The sequence below is a fragment of the Chelativorans sp. M5D2P16 genome, assembly GCF_034427935.1.
Taxonomy (GTDB): domain Bacteria; phylum Pseudomonadota; class Alphaproteobacteria; order Rhizobiales; family Rhizobiaceae; genus Chelativorans.
In genome coordinates this window covers 11669-29408 of the sequence record NZ_JAXQNM010000026.1, presented here as the reverse complement: position 1 = coordinate 29408, position 17740 = coordinate 11669, and the positions used below count along the sequence as shown (strand labels likewise).

Genomic DNA, 17740 nt, shown 5'->3' with positions numbered 1-17740 from the left:
CAGGCTCGAGACGACCTGCTCAAAAGGGGCCGCCGCTTGGCAGCCCCTTGCGCAGTCGTATCCACCGACTCTCTCTTACCACTTGACGCGCAGGCCCACCGTGCCGCCAAAGCTGTAGCTGTCGCCGAGTTCGGCCAGGCTCGTGCGGGCGACGGCTTCACCGTGAAGGGAATACCGATCGTCCGACCAGTTGTAGGAGCCGCCGAGCCCCACGCCTGCCCATGTGCGGTCGTCGGCGCTGGCGAAGGTCACCTTCCTGGCGCTGCCGACACTCACTTCCGTGCCATTGAGGAACTCGTAGTAAAAGATTGCCGGAACCGTAGAAGCTCAGGCGGCTGGTGGTGCCGTTGGCGGCTTGCCAACTGTTCTGATAGTCGACCTGCAGCCCCGCGCGGCCGAGCAGGCTGTCGGCATCGAGCAGCGAGACATTCGCCCGGAAGGGCGCGATGTCGACGAAATCGTCGAAGTCGACGCTGGAGTAGGTGAGTTGCGCCTGCGGCGTCAATGCCCAGTGCGCGTCGAATTCGAAGCGCTGTCCCGCCTCGATACCCAGCGCATAGCCGAAGCCCTCGACGCCGGATGCCATGGTTTGGCCGAGCACCGCGGACTCGAGGTCGGAATCGTACCATGTCACCTGGGCCTGACTGTCCAGATAGAAGCCCTGCTGTCCGTACCAGGTGAGCGCGCCGCCGAAACCGAATCCGGTTGTGTCGATCTTGCCATCGCCGGTGGGCGAAGATACGTCCGCCGTCCCCTTTGCATAATGTCCCGTAACGGAGCCGATCAGCACACCGCCCATGGTGTCATAGAGCTGGCCGTCGAGCCCCACCTGCGCCTTCCAAAGCGACTGCTCATATTTGGCCCGGCTGGTCGACCGGTCGGGCCGAAACGTACCGGTCAGGCCTTCAATTCTCCCCCACACTGCCTGGCCGTCGACAAGCGTTGAGGCGGGGTCGGAGAGGTCAGGGCTGGGCGGCGCCTCGGCGATGCCCGGGCCGTCTCCCTGCTCGATCATGATATTCCCTGCCGCCGACCAGTAGCGGTTGCCGACCCGCTGCCTCAGGCTCGGCAATCCGTTCATGGCCTGCAGGAGTTGGGGAAGGGCCTGATAGAGTCCGGCGCCGGGCTGATAGGTGGAGCGCAGATACCAGTCGCCATCCTTCGGGGTGGAGATCCCGTCCTTGTAGAGGCCGTAGCTGAAGGCGCCCATGCCGATCAACGACCGGTCCCCCACGCGGTAGTTGCCGAGAAGCTCGAATTCGCCATCGGACGAACCGTCGACGTCGACGACCTTGATTCCGTCTTTGGTGAGCGCGCCTTCGCCGCCGGCGTTGTCGACGGAAATGTACGACCTTCCGGACGTGTCGCCGTTTACACGAAGCCGGTCGGTTCGCGAATCGTCGTCGGAAAGGACGGCGCTCAGCCGCAGCGTTCCCTCCTGGCCGACATAGTCCTCACGCAGATCCAAAGTTGTGCCGGCCGCGTCGCCGAAATCGACCAGCCCGGCATTGGCGAGCGATTTGATCGACTGGTCGTGATCGGCCAGTTCGAGCGCCGCACCCTTCGAGACCTGGTGGTCGGACGCCGCACTCAGCGTATTGGCCGCCCCGGCGGCCAGCGTGCCGCTTTCGACCGAGGTTTGCCCGGAATAGCTGTTGCGGCCGGTCAGCGTGGTCCTGCCGGAGCCGAGATGGCGCAGATCACCGCTCCCGTGGATCCTTCCTGCGAAGGTCTGGTTATCGGAGCGGTTCAAAGCGAGGACTCCGTCGTTGGCCACATCGCCTTTGATGCTGCCGCTGGTACCGCCGTCGCCGATTTGAAGCGTGGCGCTCGAGCCGATTTTCGTCTCGCCCGAGTAGGTGTTGGTACCAGTCAGCGTCTGCTTGCCGCTCGCGATGGCGAGTCCGCCACTGCCGCTGATCGTCCCATGGAACGTATCGTCCTGCGCATCGGAGACGACCAGATTGTTGTCCCCGAGTGCCACCCTTCCGGCCTTGCCTCCCGTCAGCCGCTTGATCGTGGAACTGGTGCCGTCGACGGCGGAGATGTTGAAAGTTCCGTCGACCTCGACCAGCTCCGAGGCTTCGATACTGCCTGTGCCGGCAAGTGACAGCCGGCCCTCCTTGATGTGCGTCTCGCCGGAGTAGGTGTTGACGTTCGTCAGCGTGGTCGTTCCCGTTCCTTCCTTGACCAGCTTTCCGGCACCCGAGATGACGCCTCCATAGGTTCCGTCGTCCGTCTGGGTGAGGCGCACGGTCCCCTGGTTGTGGATCTGCTGCATGAGGCTTTTCGCCCCTGCCGCCAGGAAAGCGTTCTCATCGACGAAGATTTCACCGTTCGAACCGGAATTGTCACCGGTGAGCTCGAGCGTCCCGCTTCTGACCATTGTCTTTTCGAGCGAGTTGAGCGCGCCGCCGAGTGTCCAGGTTCCGGTGCCGTTCTTCGTGAGTTCCTCGAAGCCGTTGAAGGCGCTGTCGGAGCTGGCATCCTGGTTCCCTTCGAGGAACACCTGGTCATGTCCTGCACCTCCATCGATCGCTCCGGTAATTCTGGACGTGGGATGAAGGCGCAGCTTGTCGTCGTTCGGTCCGAAGCTGATGTCGCCTATGACGCGCCCCTTGTTGGTGAAGTCAAATGAACCCAGGCCGCCGATGACGGAGCCACCGCTCCCGGAGCTGATGGTGCCCGTTTCCTCGTTGATGATTTTGTTTTGAGGAGCGGTGTCGTAATCGCTCCAGATCACCCGTGTTCTTTCCGAGTGAATCAGGCCGCCATTGATGATGGTGTTTCCCGATCCGAAAAAATTCACTGCCTCGTTGATGGAGCCGGCTCCTTCGGCGATCACCGTAGCATTGCGTTCGACCTTGAGTGTCGAGTTGTTGCGGAAATCGATCGTGTTTTCGCCTCCGCCGTTGAGGCCCGGGCTGTTGGTGTCAGACGTGGTTATGACGGACGAGTTGCTTTTCAGCGTGATGTTCGCGTTGTCTCCCAGCGAGATCGCATTGTTTTCGCGCGTGTGTATCGTCGCCCCGGAACCAACGACCACCGTCCTGTCGTCGTCTCCGTTGCCCGTTCCGACGGCCTGCGTCCACGGATTGGGATTGTTGCTGTCGCATGTGGTCGTCCTTCCCGAGGTGCCGCAAGCGGCTTCGGACGGCACTGGCGACAGCAACAGCGTACCGATAGCCGCGACGGAGACCAGCATCAGCGCGGAATGGCGCTGAACGATGCGGTGGGATGTGGAAGCGCTGTGAAGTGGACGACAATGAAAAGAACTGACACGAGGAAAGTACATGATAATCCTATAAATAATGAAATGCGCTACTGAAATTAAGAAAGGAATATATGAGTTTACGGAATAAATATAACGAATGACAACGAAGGATATCGAGATGAAAATATCTCAGTTTGAGGTATCTGGCAAGCTTCAGCGACCAGGGGTTAGAGTGAACGCTGTTTTGGGCGAGGAGAGCCGGAAGTTAGGGGAAAGGCGCCGCCGATATCGGACGCATCGATAGGCTTTTCGAGACGGCAGGATCGGTCTTCGAAGCCCACCGCCGTCAGGCCGCCTTCGCTCTCTCTCCCGTCGGGATCCGCACGTACACGATCGTGCCCACGCCTTCCCTCGAACGGATCCGCAGTGCGCCGCCATGCAGCTCGGTCAGCGAACGGGAGATAGCCAGCCCCAGCCCTGAGCCGGTATGACTCTTGGAAAACTGGTTCTGCACCTGCTCGAACGGACGGCCGAGCTTTTTCAACGCCGCCCTCGGTATGCCGCAGCCTGAATCTTCGATCGAAAGCATCAGCGCATTGGAAATCTTGCGCGACCTGACCGTGACCTTGCCACCCTGGCCGGTGAACTTCACCGCATTGGAAAGCAGATTGATGACGATCTGCTTGATCGCCCGGCGGTCGGCCACCAGCGAGATGGAATCGGGGATTTCGGTGGTCACCTCGATGTCCTTCTTGGCTGCCTGCAGCGAGACCACGCGCACCGTCTCGCGGATGAGCGGTGCCAGATCGATGCTTTCCCGGCTCACCGAGAACTGTCCGGCCTCGATCTTGGACATGTCGAGAATATCGTTGATGACGCCGAGGAGATAGGTGCCGCTGGCGTAGATATCGCCGATATATTCGTCGTAGCGTTCGGAGCCGAGCGGGCCGAACAGCTTCTGCTGTATGAGTTCGGAGAAACCGATGATGGCGTTGAGCGGCGTTCTGAGTTCATGCGACATGTTCGCCAGGAACTCCGACTTCGCGCGGTTGGCCGCCTCCGCGCGCTCGGTTTCACGCATATATTTGCGGTTGAGCTCGACGAGCTCGCGTGAGCGCTCCTGCTCGGCCCTGCGCGCCACGCTCAGATCGTGAATGGTCGCCATCAGGCGCCGCTCGCTGTCCACCAGCTTTTCCTGGTGCTGCTTGAGCTGGGTGATGTCCGTGCCCACCGAAACCGTGCCGCCGTCGCGCGTCTTCAGTTCGGTGACCTGCAGCCATCGCCCGTCCGCCAATTGCCGTTCGAACGTGGCGCCGGCGCCGAGATTGGCAGCTCTCAAGAGGCGGCGTTCCGAGCGGATCGTGTTCATCCGCGCCTCGACGTCGCTGCGGTGCACGCCGAGGACTATGTCGCTCGGGTCAAGCCCCGTGTCCTGCTGGTATTTCGTGTTGCACATGACCAAGCGTTCCGAGGCGTCCCAGAGCACGAAGGACTCGGTAATGTTCTCGATTGCCGTGCGCAGGCGCTGGTCGGCCGCCTCGGTCTGCTGCGCCAGCGTGCGCTGCTCGGTCACGTCGACGGCGATGCCGATCAGGTGGATCTCCGGCGCGTCCGGGTCGACGACCTGCGCCCGCGCCCGCATCCAGATCCACCGCCCGTCGGCATGGCGCATGCGGAAGACCTGGTCGATCTGGTCTGTCTCGTGCGAGACGATGCGGTTGGCGAGCGTGAAGAGATCGGCATCGTCCGGATGGATGATGTTTGCCACCTCGCCGAAGGACAGCATCGCGTCGGTTGCCTCGTAGCCGAGCATTTCATACATGGAGCGGGACCAATACATCTTGCCCCGTGCCATGTCCCAGTCCCACAGCCCGCATTTGCCGCGCACCAGGGCCAGATCGATGCGCTGATGGGCTTCCAGATAGATCCGGTCGGCGGCCTGTGCGCGGGCCGCCTGGCTGAAATAGGCGTAGAGAATCGCCATCAGCACGCACGCCGTCAGCACGAACAGCGTGACGTTGAGCGAGACCGAGCGCCGCCATCCGGCGAAGATCTCGTCCTTCTGGGCCAGCGCCACGATCGCGCCTTGCCCCGCGGGCAGGATGGAGGCCGCCGCAAGCCAGTCGGCGCCGCCCATGTGCACGTCCTGTACGCCCGCGCGCTCTCCGAACATGAAGAGAGGCTGGCCGCCGGTCATGAAAGCGTCGAGCGGCTGTCCCGCCATCCTACGGATTTGCTGCGAGGCCGCGGTGACGACGAAACTTTCGTCCGTCACGACGAGAAGCCACTCGTCGCCGATTCCGAGGCCTCGCTCGGCTTTCTCGATCAGCGCAAGAACCTGCCGGCCGTCGATCTCGCCGTCCTGGCGCGCGAGCAGGACCGATTGAGCGACATTGTCCGCCGCCGCCGAAAGGAGCCGCTTCGTATCGCGCTCGATGTCGTCGCGCCACGCCATCATGGAAAGGAAGCGGGTCGCGGCGACGATCACGAGAAAGATGATGATGAGGACGGGAATGGCGCGGCGCAGATAGGGTTCGAGGGCGACCAGCCGCTCATACGCCGGTGCAGCGATGATCTTGGCATTGCCGGCCACGCCCATGCTGCGTCTTCTCCGGCTCCAGAATCTGGAGAATATACCCCTCGCAGGCAGTGCCCACGCGTCCGCCTTCGCCATGAAGGCTCCCTCGCTTCTCTTTTCCGCTTGACCGATCCGCCTACGCCAACCTTGCGAATCATCCATAAAGAATCAGAGGTGATTCGCCTTGTCCAGAGGCACGGCGAAAATTGACGCGCGCCTTTCCCGTCGCCGGGCCCCGGCCTTTCGCCTGGTCGGGAAGATGCGGCCGTCTGGCGCTATGCCAGTGTCCGCTCGACGATGTCACGCAGGTCGCGGGAGAGACGCTTTTCCTCGGCGATGCGGGCCAGGGTCTTGCGGGCTTCCTCGCGCCGCCCCTGTTCGAGCGAACGCCAGGAGCGGAAGGCGACTGCCAGGCGTGCGGCGACCTGCGGATTGTGCCTGTCGAGTTGGAGAACCGTGTCGGCAAGGAGGCGGTAACCCGCCCCGTCGGCACGGTGGAACCCGCTCTGGTTGCTGCTTGCGAAGGTGCCGACCAGCGAGCGCACGCGGTTGGGATTGGTCAGCGAAAAGGCTGAATGGCCGGTCAGCCGGCGCACCCGCTCCAGCGTATCGGGGCCGGGGATCAGCGCCTGCACCGCGAACCATTTGTCGAGCACCAGCGGTTCGCCGCGATAGGTCTCCTCGAAGGTGGAAAGCGCCTCTTCGGCCGCTTCGGTGCGGGAGAACTGATGGGCGAGCACGGTCAGCGCGGCGGCGCGATCCGTCATGTTGTGCGCGGTCTTGAACTGGCGTGTCGCCAACGCCGGGTCCGCGGCGCCGGCGGCGAGGTACTCCAGCAGAACATTGCGCAGCGCTCGCCGGCCGGCACTTTGCGCATCAGGACTGAAAAAGCCGCTATCGGTCAGATTTCCATAGAGTTTTTCGAAGATTCTGGCCGCTGTCTTCGCGATCGCCTCGCGCAGCGCATTGCGCGCCGCGGCGATGGCGTCGGGATCGATGTTCCTGCCGATCTCGCGAGCGATGTCGGCTTCGGCGGGCAATGTCAGCGCCAGGGCGCGATAGGCCTCCTTCAGCCCGTCCTCCGCCGCGATCTCGCCCGGGCAGGCAAGCAGCACCGGGTCGAAATCCGGCTCCTTGCCGCCGCGGACAGAGGCCGTGGCGTCGATCAGCGCTTCGGTGAAGAGCGTGTTGAGCGCTTGCCAGCGCGAGAAGAGGTCACTGTCGTTGCGGGCGAGAAAGAGACGGTCCTGGCGGGACATCTCGAAGGACAGCGTGACGGGAGCGGAAAAGCCGCGGTTCAGCGAGACGGCGGGCCGGGTCTCCACGCCCTTGAACCGGACCACCTGGCGCCGCTTGCGCAGATGGATGACGCCGTCTCTCACCCGTGCCCCCTCGGCATCTTGGAAGTCCATGTCCTGTCCGTCGGCTCCCACGAGCCCGAAGGCGAGGGGGATGTGCATCAGCCGCTTGCGCGTTTCCGACGGCGTGGCCGGCACGGATTGCTCGAGCTCGAGCGTCAGTTCCCTGGCCTTCGCGTCATAGTGGCTGCTGGCGGCGACGTTCGGTGTTCCCGCCTGATGGTACCACAGTGCGAATTGCGACAGATCCTGGTCCGACGCGTCCTCGAAGCAGCGCAGGAAGTCCTCGATAGTGACTGCCTGGCCGTCATGGCGCGCGAAATAAAGATCCATGGCGGCCCGGAACGTCTCGTCGCCGAGAACGGTGTGCAGCATGCGAACCACCTCGGAGCCCTTCTCGTAGACGGTCGCCGTGTAGAAATTGTTGATCTCCCGGTAGCGCCGCGGCCGCACCGGGTGGGCTAGCGGACCCTGGTCCTCGGGAAACTGGTGCGCGCGCAGGGTGCGCACCTCGGCAATGCGCTTGACGGCGCGCGAGCGCTGGTCGGCGGAGAATTCGTGATCGCGGAAGACCGTCAGCCCCTCCTTCAGGCAGAGCTGGAACCAATCCCGGCAAGTGATTCTGTTTCCGGTCCAATTGTGGAAATACTCGTGCGCGATGATCGCCTCGATATTGGCGTAGTCCAAGTCGGTTGCCGTCTCCGGATCTGCCAGCACATATTTGTCGTTGAAGATGTTGAGGCCCTTGTTTTCCATCGCCCCCATGTTGAAGTCCGAGACGGCGACGATGTTGAACACGTCGAGGTCGTATTCGCGCCCGAAACGCTCCTCGTCCCAGCGCATGGACCGCTTCAGCGCGTCCATCGCATAGGTCGCACGCGCCTCCTTTCCGTGCTCCACATAGATGCCGAGGGCGACCGGGCGGCCGGAGGCGGTCACGAAGCGTTCGCGCACGCCGCTCAAGTTGCCTGCCACCAGTGCGAAAAGATAGGACGGTTTCGGGAACGGGTCGTACCAGACGGCGTAGTGCCAGCCATCTTCCAGTTCCCCCTTGTCGACGGGGTTTCCGTTGGACAGCAAAAGCGGCGCTTCCGCCTGCCGGGCCTCGACGCGCACGCGGTACGTGCTGAGGATGTCCGGGCGGTCGTGAAAATAGGTGATGCGGCGGAAGCCTTCCGCCTCGCACTGGGTGCAGTAGATCCCGTTCGAGAGGTAAAGGCCCATCAGCGCCTGGTTCTTGGCCGGCGCGATCCGTGTCACGATGGTGAGTTCGAACCGTGCCTGTGGCGGCGGGCGGCGTAGCGTCAGGCGGTCCTCCGTCGCCTCGTAGCAGGAGGGATCGACCGCCTCGCCGTCGATCAGGAGCCGCTCCAGCATCAGCCCGTCCCCGTCGAGCACCAGCGGGGTGTCCGCCGCGACATTTTCCCTGCGCGCGACGGTCAGTTTCGCCGCAACGCGCGTATCGTCCGGGTCGAGCCGGAACACGAGCGCGACTTCAGGAATGTCGTAATCCGTGGGACGGTAGTCCTCGAGCAGGAACACCTGGCCGGTATCGGTACGCATACTCACTCTCCTGCCGGCCACCGCGTTTCCCGCCTCTGGCCCAACAATTTCACCTGTGGCTCTTTACACGATGCGGCCCGTCGACAAAACTGACCGCTCGATATGTTTCCCATTCTCCCGCATAACATCGCAAGGGGCTCGGTATGACGGTTTTCACACCGAAATTCGGCATGGGCGCATCCGTGCTGCGCAAGGAAGACGAGGCCTTTATCACCGGCGCGGGTCGCTACACGGACGACATCACCCCGGCGGGAACGCTGCACGCCTATGTTCTGCGCGCGCCCGTGGCGAAGGCGAAGTTCACGATTTCGTCGATCGAGGAGGCCCGCGCGGCGCCGGGCGTCCATCTTGTCCTGACCGCCGCCGAGACCGCGCATCTCGGCGACATCAGGTCCGGCGCCATGCAGGTACAGCCCGACGGCAGCAAGGCGCCGACGCGCGACATTCCCGTTCTGTGCCGCGACCGTGTCCAGTATGTCGGCGACGCCGTTGCCTTCATCGTCGCCGACACCCGCGCCCAGGCGCAGGACGCCGCCGAACTGATCGAGATCGACTACGAGGACGAGGAACCGGTTGCCGACACGGCGGCTGCGCTGGCAGAGGATGCACCGCTCGTCTGGCCGGAGCTCGGCTCGAACCAGGCTTTCGCCTACCGGGTCGGCGACGAAGAAAAAGCGAAGGATGCCTTCCAGAAGGCCGACCGGGTGGTGAAGATCTCGTTCGTCAACAACCGGCTCGTCGCCAACTACATGGAGCCGCGCGTCGCCATCGGCGAATGGCGGGCGGAGGAGGACCGTCTCGTGCTGACCACCGGCTCCCAGGGTGTGCATCACATGCAGTCGACCCTGGCGGACCAGGTCTTCAACATCCCGCGCGAGAAGCTGCGCGTGCTCACGCCCGATGTCGGCGGTGGCTTCGGCACGAAGAACTTCGTCTATCGCGAGCACGCGCTGGTTCTGGAAGCCGCAAAGCGCCTCGGCCGCCCGGTCAAATGGGCGGGCGACCGCAACGAGCATTTCCTCACCGACAGCCAGGGCCGGGACAATGTCACGACGGCGGAAATGGCCCTCGACGCCGATGGGCGCTTCCTCGGCCTGCGCATCGAGATGTTGGCCAATATGGGCGCCTATATCCACCAGTTCGGCCCCTATATCCCGACCGGCGGTGTATCGATGTCGACCGGCGTCTACGACATCCAGGCGCTCGACGTTACCGTGAAGGGTGTCTACACCAACACCTGCCCGGTCGACGCCTATCGCGGCGCTGGGCGGCCGGAAGCCGCTTTTCTGATTGAGAAGCTGGTGGACGAATGCGCCCGGCAGCTCGGCCTGCCGCGCGAGGAAATCCGCCGGCGCAACTTCATCAGGCCCGAGCAATTCCCTTACCGCACGCAGGCGGGGCGCCTCTACGACCGCTGCGAGCTGGACGCCCACATGACGCTGGCCATGGAGCGTGCCGGCTGGGCCGAATTCGAGGAGCGGTTCGAAGAGGCAAAGAAGCGCGGCCGCATCCGCGGCATCGGCATGGCGACCTACATCGAGGCCTGCGCATTTCCCGGGTCCGAGCCGGCCCACCTTACGCTGAACGCCGACGGCTCGGTGACGCTCGCCATCGGCACGCAGTCGAACGGTCAGGGTCATGCTACCGCCTATGCCCAGTTTGTCTCCGAGAAACTGAACATCGACATAGACAGGATCGAGCTTCACCAGGGCGATACGGACGAGTTGGCCTCCGGCGGCGGCACCGGCGGTTCCCGGTCCATCCCCATCGGCGGGGTCTCGGCTGCGCGCGCCGGCGAGAACCTCGCCGAGAAGATCAAGAAGATCGCTGCCGAGGAGCTGGAAGCCGCCGCCGCCGATATCGAGCTGGTCGAGGGCACGGCCCGCATCGTCGGTACGGATCGCGCGATGGATTTCGCATCCATCGCCAAGGCGGCGAAGAACCCGGACGATCTGAAGGGCGAGGGCGACTTCCACCAGGAGGAGGCGACCTATCCCAACGGCACCCACATCTGCGAGGTGGAAATCGATCCGGGCACCGGCAAGACGCAGATCGTCGCCTACACGGTGGTGGACGATTTCGGCGCCACGGCGAACCCGATCCTTCTCGCCGGCCAGATCCACGGCGGCATCGCCCAGGGGGCTGGCCAGGCCCTTACGGAGGAGACCGTCTACTCGGAGGACGGTCAGCTCATAACGGCGAGTTTCATGGACTATTCCATGCCGCGCGCGGACCTGCTTCCGCCGATCCATTTCGAGACCCGCAACGTGCCTTCGAGCACCAACGGTCTCGGCATGAAGGGTGCGGGGGAGGCCGGCACAGTCGGCTCCACCCCCGCGGTCCTCAACGCGGTGGTCGATGCGCTCCATCGCGCCTACGGCATTTCGCACATCGAAATGCCCGCCACGCCTTCTCGCGTGTGGCAGGCCATTGCGGAGGCGCAAGGGGCAAGGTGAGTCAACAACCGGAAGGCTCCGGCGAAGAGTGCCGGACGGCGTGTGCCGTCCGGCCGGAACGGTAGGACCATGGCAGTCGCGGCAACCGACATCGGCGGCGATCAAAGGCCCCTTGTCGGCATCACCCTGAAGATCATGTCCGTGACCGTTTTCGTGGTCATGTCCTCGCTGATCAAGGCCGCCGGCACGCTACCTGCGGGGCAGATCGTCTTCTTCCGTTCCCTTTTCGCCATCTTCCCCATTCTGGTGATGCTGGCCTGGCAGCATCAGCTCGCCACCGCAATGCGCACCGAGCGCCCGGTCAGCCATGTCCTGCGCGGCCTAGTCGGCGTCACCGCGATGGCGCTCAGCTTCTTCGGGCTGACGCGCCTGCCGCTTCCCGACGCCATCACGCTCAACTACGCCCAGCCCCTGCTGGTCGTCGTCTTCAGCGCGTTGTTCATCGGCGAGGCGGTGCGCATCTATCGTTGGAGCGCGGTGCTTGTCGGCTTCGTCGGCGTTGTCGTCATCGCCTGGCCCAAGCTCACCCTGCTGACCGGTTCCACCGGCCTGGAGGCCGGCCAGGCCGTCGGCGTGATCGCGATCCTCGGCGGCGCGGCCGCGTCCGCCGTCGCCATGCTCCTGGTGCGCCGGCTGGTCACGACCGAAAAGACGGCGACGATCGTCATGTGGTTCTCGGTCACGGCCACCGTGGTGTCGCTGTTCACCATTCCCTTCGGCTGGGCGCCGCTGACGTATTGGCAATTTCTCGCCCTCACCGGTGCCGGGCTTTGCGGTGGCGTGGCGCAGATCCTGATGACCCAGTGTTACCGCTATGCCGAACTGTCGACCATCGCGCCTTTCGAATACACCTCCATGATCCTCGCCATCATTGTCGGTTATTTCGCGTTCGGCGACATCCCGACGCTCTACACGCTGGTCGGCGGGCTGATCGTCGTTGGCGCCGGCCTTTTCATCATCTGGCGCGAGCGCCAGCTCGGCCTCAAGCGCGTCGCTGCCCGGCGTTTCGTCCACCCCGGCGGTTAGCAGGGAAGGGCAGCAGGGTTCCCGTCATATGCTGTCCTACGTGCCCTACTCGCCTCTCAAGAACCGCGCCGTCGCCTCGTCGGTCGGGAAGAAGCTTTCGATGGCGAGCTCCGAAAGCGTGACGTCCAGCGGTGCGCCGAAGACGGTCGTCGTGGTGATGAAGGAAAGCGCGGCAGATCTCAGCCGAAACCGGAAGGGTACCGCGATACCGCTCGCCTTGTCGGTTTTCCGCCGGTGGCCGCCTCCGCCGGGATAAGCGGAAAGCTCCTTTTCGAGTTCGGCGATGACGGGATCGGCCGCGAATTCGTTGAGCCCGCGCAGGCGCTCCAGAACATGACCGCGCCATTCCGCAAGGTTGAGGATGTTGGGCGCCAGCCCCTTCGGATGGAGGCTCAGCCGCAGCACGTTGACGGGTGCCTCGAGCAGCGACTTGTCCTCGACCTCCGCCAGCAAGGGGGCGACCGCGCCGTTGGCGAGCAGCATCGTCCAGTGCCGGTCGATCGCCAGCGCCGGATTGGGCGCATGGCCGTCGAGGATCCGTTGCACGACTTCCATTGCGGGCTTAAGCGAGGGATCGCTGAGAGAGCGTTCGCCGAAGGAGGGAGCATAGCCCGCCGCCAGCAGCAGGCGATTGCGCTCCCTGAGCGGAACTGAAAGCGTCTCGGCGAGCGTGAGCACCATGCTGCGTGAAGGCGCGGCGCGGCCGCTCTCGACGAAGCTCAAATGGCGCTGGGAGATGCCGGCGTCCAGGGCGAGGTCAAGCTGGCTCAAGCGGCGGCGCTGCCGCCATTCGCGCAGGAGCGCCCCCACGTTGTCCCCGGTTCTGTTCATTGCGGTCGTGTCTTGCATGAGCGGAGTGATAGTCCGGCACGCTGAAACGAACGATTACCTTCGGGGTAATCGCCAAGCCATAAGGCGCGCTTCATTTTCCTCCCACCCGGCGGCGATTGAGCCGGCCGGCGGAAACCGAGGAGATCGAAAATGACGCTCACCATTTCTCCCTTTCTGCGCAAGGCGCTCTTGGCTGACGCGGTTGTCAGCGGCGCGGCCTCGATCCTGATGGTCGCCGGGGCAAGTCTTCTGGGCCCGTTGTTGGACCTGCCGGCCGCGCTTCTGTTCTGGTGCGGCCTGGTGCTTGTTCCCTTTGTCGCATTGCTTTTCGTGCTGGCGCGCCGGAAAACGACACAACGCCTTCTGGTGCTCGACGTCGTTCTCGCCAATGCGCTGTGGGGCGCCGCGAGCTTCGCCATCCTGGCAACAGGCCTTATCGCACCGAATGTGCTCGGCGTGCTGTTCATCATGGGGCAGGCACTCGCGGTGGCGCTGTTCGCACTCCTGCAAATCGCCGGCCTGCGCGCAGCCCCGGCCAGCGCTTGAACCGTAAAAGCCCCGGTCAGTCCTCCGGCCGGGGCGATCCGCTCAATTCCCTGAGCTTTGCCTTGATGGCCAGGAAATCGCGCCAGGCGAGCCTCTTGTGCGCGGGATTGCGCAACAGATAGGCCGGGTGCAATGTCGGCAGGGTCGGGATCTCAAGTCCCCCGGGGGTCGTGTGGACAGCCCAGTTGCCGCGCATGCGCATGATGCCGGTCTGTGTCTGCAGCAACAGCTTGGTCGACGGATTGCCCAGCGTTACGAGCACCTTCGGGTGGGCCAGTTCGATGTGCCGCTCGATGAAGGGGCGGCAGATCTCCGTCTCAAGAGGCGAAGGGTCGCGGTTGCCGGGCGGTCGCCAGGGAATGACGTTCGAGATATAGGCGCTTGTCCGGTCGCGCCCGATCGCCGCCAGCATGCGGTCGAGCAGCTTGCCCGAGCGGCCGACGAAAGGCAGGCCCTGCAGGTCTTCATCGCGCCCCGGTGCCTCGCCCACCAGCATGAGATCGGCTTCCGGATTGCCGTCGGCGAAAACGAGGTTCTTGGCCGTATATTTGAGATTGCAGCCGTCGAATTCGGCGAGAATCGCTTTCAGTTCCTCGAGCGAGCCGGCTTGGCGGGCAAGCTCGCGCGCCCGTGCCGCCTGCGCCTCGTCGGGGACGGCGGCGGGCGTGGCCGTCGGCCGCGGCCGGCTGGGCGCGCTTTCACGCGAAGGCGCTCGTGCTTCCGCCGTGGCGGATGACGGTTCCGGTTTTGCAGGCGGCGCCTCGGCGAACCGGTTTTGCGGCTCCTCTTCGAGCGCGGTATCGACACCGGCGTCGGCATAGAAGGCCAGGAGCGCACGCAACCGCGCGGGATCGAGAGGTTCGTCGGGCATCATGGCTGCAATGTCTTCCGCTCTGCCCGGCAATGCAAGGGCTCAGGAAGACGGAATGCGCGGATCCTGCACCAGATGGAACTGGTATGTCGGCGTGAGATCGGTGATGAGGAAGGAGAATACCGCCTCCTGCCGTGGATCGACGTGGCCTTGTCGAAAGAGGAGGCGGTCGGAGGGCTCGAAATCGCGGGTGTACAGGGCGAAGCGATCGGAGGTGATCGTCGTCGGTTCTCTGGCGACCTGGTCGAAGGAAAGTCCGTCGCTGAAGGTGCTGGGTATTCCCAGTTGCGCTTGCAGCTCGAAGGCGAACTCGACCCAGGGAAGACCGCTGGCGTTGAGCGTGTTCAGTTGCAGATAGAGCGTCATGCCCGTGCGCGTCTGCGTGGAGAGGGCAGCGCTCCGGTCGGGGATACGGATCACCATAACCACCGCGCTCGCCGAATAAAGCTCCTGCGTGAGCACGATCGGATCTGCTCTCGTGCCCCTGCCGCTGACGTCGAGGATCCGGAAACCGCCCAACTCGTCGGAAAAGGAAAATCCGCCCGCCGGCCAGCTTCCATCGTCCGCCGGTTGCGCCCCCAGCAGGAAGAGCGCCGCGAAAGCGGCTGCAAGTCGCAAGATACCGGGCATGGTTGGGCCTCCCATGCGCGCCAGCGCCGTTCATTATAGCCGGGCGCCGGCATTGCGGGAATCTCTGCGGTGAATTTCTCCGCGTGCCGCTTGGCACTTTGCAGCCGATCCAAATACGGTGACGGCACGACAACCGGGATGGCGCGGGCGGAGAGCGACATGGCGAACACTTCTGCTGACTATCTCCCTCCAGGCGCTCCCGTCTTCGATGCCGTCTTCCGGGAAAAGCTGCAGGCCCTTCTCGTCTGGCGCCGCGACGTCCGCCGCTTCCGGCCGGACCCGCTGCCCGACGGTCTTCTGGAGCGCCTTTTGAATGTCGCCTGCCTTGCTCCCTCTGTCGGGCTTAGTGAGCCGTGGCGTTTCGTCACCGTCTGCAATGCACGGCGACGCGCCGCCGTAAGGCGCAATTTCGAACGCTGCAACGCCGAGGCGCTTGCCGCCGAGCCTGGCGAACGGGCGGCGCGCTACGCGCGTCTCAAGCTGGCGGGTCTCGACGAAGCGCCCTGCCATGTCGCCGTATTCGCCGACCGCACCACGTCCAAGGGCCACGGCCTCGGCCGGCGCACCATGCCCGAGATGATCGAATACTCGACCGTGATGGCGGTCTATACGCTCTGGCTGGCTGCAAGGGCGGAAGGGGTGGGGCTCGGTTGGGTTTCCATCCTCGATCCACAGGAGATCGCCGCGACGCTGGAGGTGCCGGAGAGCTGGACCTTCATCGGCTATCTCTGCCTCGGTTACCCGCGGGAGGAAGACAGTGTGCCGGCGCTGGAGCGGGCCGGCTGGGAAGAGCGGTCGACTCCGGCCGTATGCAGGCTTGAGCGGTAGGTCCGGATGTCTTCCTCAATGGATCCGCCGCACCCGGGTTGTTTCGCAGCGCTGTTCGATGCGCTATAGCCGGGCCGGGTGAAGGCAGCCAGTCGTGGCGACCGTGGAGGAACGAATGAGCGGACGCGAAAGCATGGAGTTCGATGTGGTGATTGTCGGCGCCGGACCGGCGGGGCTTGCCGCATCGATCAGGCTGAAACAGCTCGATCCGGAGCTTTCCATCGTGGTGCTCGAAAAAGGCGGCGAGGTCGGCGCGCACATCCTTTCCGGCGCGGTGGTCGATCCGGTCGGTATCGACCGGCTGCTGCCTGGCTGGCGCGAGGAAGCGGACCACCCGTTCAAGACGCCCGTCACCGATGACCAGTTCCTGGTGCTCGGACCGGCAGGCTCGATGCGGATCCCCAATACGCTCATGCCGCCGCTGATGAACAATCACGGCAACTACATCGTCTCGCTGGGCAATGTCTGCCGCTGGCTGGCCGACAAGGCCGAGGCCCTGGGCGTCGAGATCTATCCGGGCTTTGCCGCCGCCGAGGTTCTCTATAACGACGACGGCGCGGTCGTCGGCGTCGCCACCGGCGATCTCGGTGTCGAGCGCGACGGCTCCCACGGCCCGAACTATCAGCCCGGCATGGCGCTCCTGGGCAAATACGTGCTGATCGGCGAGGGCGCGCGCGGTTCGCTGGCCAAAGAACTGATCGCGCGTTTCGGGCTTGCCGCAGGCCGCGAGCCGCAGAAATACGGGATCGGCCTCAAGGAGCTGTGGGAGGTCAAGCCGGAAAACCACCGCCCCGGCCTCGTGCAGCACTCCTTTGGCTGGCCGCTCGACGCCAGAACCGGCGGCGGGTCCTTCCTCTACCATTTCGACGACAACCTCGTCGCGGTCGGCTTCGTCATCCACCTCAACTACAAGAACCCCTACCTGGCGCCCTTCGAGGAGTTTCAGCGCTTCAAGACGCACCCCGCCATTCGCGGCACCTTCGAGGGGGGAAAACGCATCTCCTACGGCGCGCGCGCCATCACCGAGGGCGGCTTCCAGTCCGTGCCGAAGATGGCGTTTCCGGGCGGTGTCCTCGTGGGCTGCTCGGCCGGCCTCGTGAACGTCCCGCGCATCAAGGGCTCGCACAACGCGATGCTGTCAGGCATGCTGGCGGCCGAGCATGTGGCCGAGGCGATCGCCGCCGGTCGTGCCAATGACGAGCTGTCCGCCTATGCGGAGGCCTGGCGCACTTCCGATATCGGCCGCGACCTGAAGAAGGTGCGCAACGTCAAGCCGCTGTGGTCGCGCTTCGGCACCTGGCTCGGCGTCGGCATCGGCGGTTTCGATATGTGGATGAACAGCCTTTTCGGCTTCTCCCCGCTCGGCACGCTCGGCCACGGCAAGCCGGACCACGAGACGCTGGAGCCGGCGGAAAAACACCGGCCCATCGACTATCCCAAGCCCGACGGTGTGCTGACCTTCGACCGCTTGTCCTCGGTGTTCCTGTCCAACACCAACCACGAGGAGGACCAGCCCGTGCACCTTCAGGTGAAGGACATGGAACTGCAGAAGGCGTCGGAGTTCTCGATCTTTGCCGGACCCTCGACCCGCTATTGTCCGGCCGCGGTCTACGAATGGGTGGACGACGACGGCAATGCGCTCGCCGGCGGGCCGGGCGCTGCCGAAAAGGGCGGCCCCGCAGCGGAGAACGTCCACGCCCGCTTCGTCATCAACGCGCAGAACTGCGTGCACTGCAAGACCTGCGACATCAAGGACCCGAACCAGAACATAAACTGGGTGCCCCCGCAGGGCGGCGAGGGGCCGGTCTATCAGAACATGTGAGGGGGTTAGGTGAGTGG

General features: G+C 64.3%; 11 protein-coding genes and 1 pseudogene. 5 read left to right on the top strand and 7 right to left on the bottom strand.

Annotated features, from left to right (window positions below; all coding sequences use genetic code 11):
- Window positions 1–75: 75 nt before the first annotated feature.
- The 4 genes and pseudogenes from SIN08_RS23660 to pepN form a co-directional block, all read right to left on the bottom strand.
- The gene (locus SIN08_RS23660) at window positions 76–252 is read right to left on the bottom strand and encodes an autotransporter (protein WP_416208071.1); all 177 of its coding nucleotides are present in this window, start codon (window positions 250–252) and stop codon (window positions 76–78) included.
- A gap of 88 nt (window positions 253–340) precedes the next feature.
- Window positions 341–2281: pseudogene (locus SIN08_RS23655) on the bottom strand (autotransporter outer membrane beta-barrel domain-containing protein); the annotation flags it as partial.
- A gap of 1279 nt (window positions 2282–3560) precedes the next feature.
- Window positions 3561–5888 carry a PAS domain-containing sensor histidine kinase gene (locus tag SIN08_RS13900; protein WP_322452197.1) on the bottom strand — a complete coding sequence of 776 codons (2328 nt, stop codon included), beginning with the start codon at window positions 5886–5888 and terminating at the stop codon, window positions 3561–3563.
- Window positions 5889–6067: 179 nt separating this feature from the next.
- A complete protein-coding gene (gene pepN / locus SIN08_RS13895) occupies window positions 6068–8713 on the bottom strand; it encodes an aminopeptidase N (RefSeq protein ID WP_322452196.1) in 2646 nt (881 codons plus the stop codon).
- Window positions 8714–8856: 143 nt separating this feature from the next.
- Here pepN and SIN08_RS13890 point away from each other — a divergent pair, with 143 nt between their 5' ends.
- Both SIN08_RS13890 and SIN08_RS13885 read left to right on the top strand, forming a co-directional pair.
- Window positions 8857–11169 carry a xanthine dehydrogenase family protein molybdopterin-binding subunit gene (locus SIN08_RS13890; protein ID WP_322452195.1) on the top strand — a complete coding sequence of 771 codons (2313 nt, stop codon included), beginning with the start codon at window positions 8857–8859 and terminating at the stop codon, window positions 11167–11169.
- 69 nt (window positions 11170–11238) lie between these two features.
- Window positions 11239–12195: a DMT family transporter gene (locus SIN08_RS13885; protein WP_322452194.1), complete on the top strand. Its 957-nt coding sequence runs from the start codon at window positions 11239–11241 to the stop codon at window positions 12193–12195.
- Between the two features lie 45 nt (window positions 12196–12240).
- Here SIN08_RS13885 and SIN08_RS13880 read toward each other — a convergent pair whose 3' ends face one another.
- On the bottom strand, window positions 12241–13026 hold the full coding sequence (locus SIN08_RS13880) for a helix-turn-helix transcriptional regulator (RefSeq protein WP_322452193.1): 786 nt from the start codon (window positions 13024–13026) through the stop codon (window positions 12241–12243).
- A gap of 150 nt (window positions 13027–13176) precedes the next feature.
- Here SIN08_RS13880 and SIN08_RS13875 point away from each other — a divergent pair, with 150 nt between their 5' ends.
- On the top strand, window positions 13177–13572 hold the full coding sequence (locus tag SIN08_RS13875; RefSeq protein WP_322452192.1) for a hypothetical protein: 396 nt from the start codon (window positions 13177–13179) through the stop codon (window positions 13570–13572).
- Window positions 13573–13588: 16 nt separating this feature from the next.
- Here the strand turns inward: SIN08_RS13875 and SIN08_RS13870 are convergent, their stop codons facing one another.
- A complete protein-coding gene (locus SIN08_RS13870; RefSeq protein ID WP_322452191.1) occupies window positions 13589–14446 on the bottom strand; it encodes a uracil-DNA glycosylase in 858 nt (285 codons plus the stop codon).
- A gap of 39 nt (window positions 14447–14485) precedes the next feature.
- Window positions 14486–15073, bottom strand: a complete 588-nt coding sequence (locus SIN08_RS13865; protein WP_322452190.1) for a hypothetical protein — start codon at window positions 15071–15073, stop codon at window positions 14486–14488.
- 159 nt (window positions 15074–15232) lie between these two features.
- On the opposite strand from SIN08_RS13865, the gene bluB reads away from it, so the two are divergent.
- Both bluB and SIN08_RS13855 read left to right on the top strand, forming a co-directional pair.
- Entirely contained in the window at window positions 15233–15901 is a 669-nt protein-coding gene (bluB, locus tag SIN08_RS13860; protein ID WP_322452189.1) for a 5,6-dimethylbenzimidazole synthase, read from the top strand.
- Window positions 15902–16016: 115 nt separating this feature from the next.
- A complete protein-coding gene (locus SIN08_RS13855; RefSeq protein WP_322452188.1) occupies window positions 16017–17723 on the top strand; it encodes an electron transfer flavoprotein-ubiquinone oxidoreductase in 1707 nt (568 codons plus the stop codon).
- The last annotated feature ends 17 nt before the right edge of the window (window positions 17724–17740 follow it).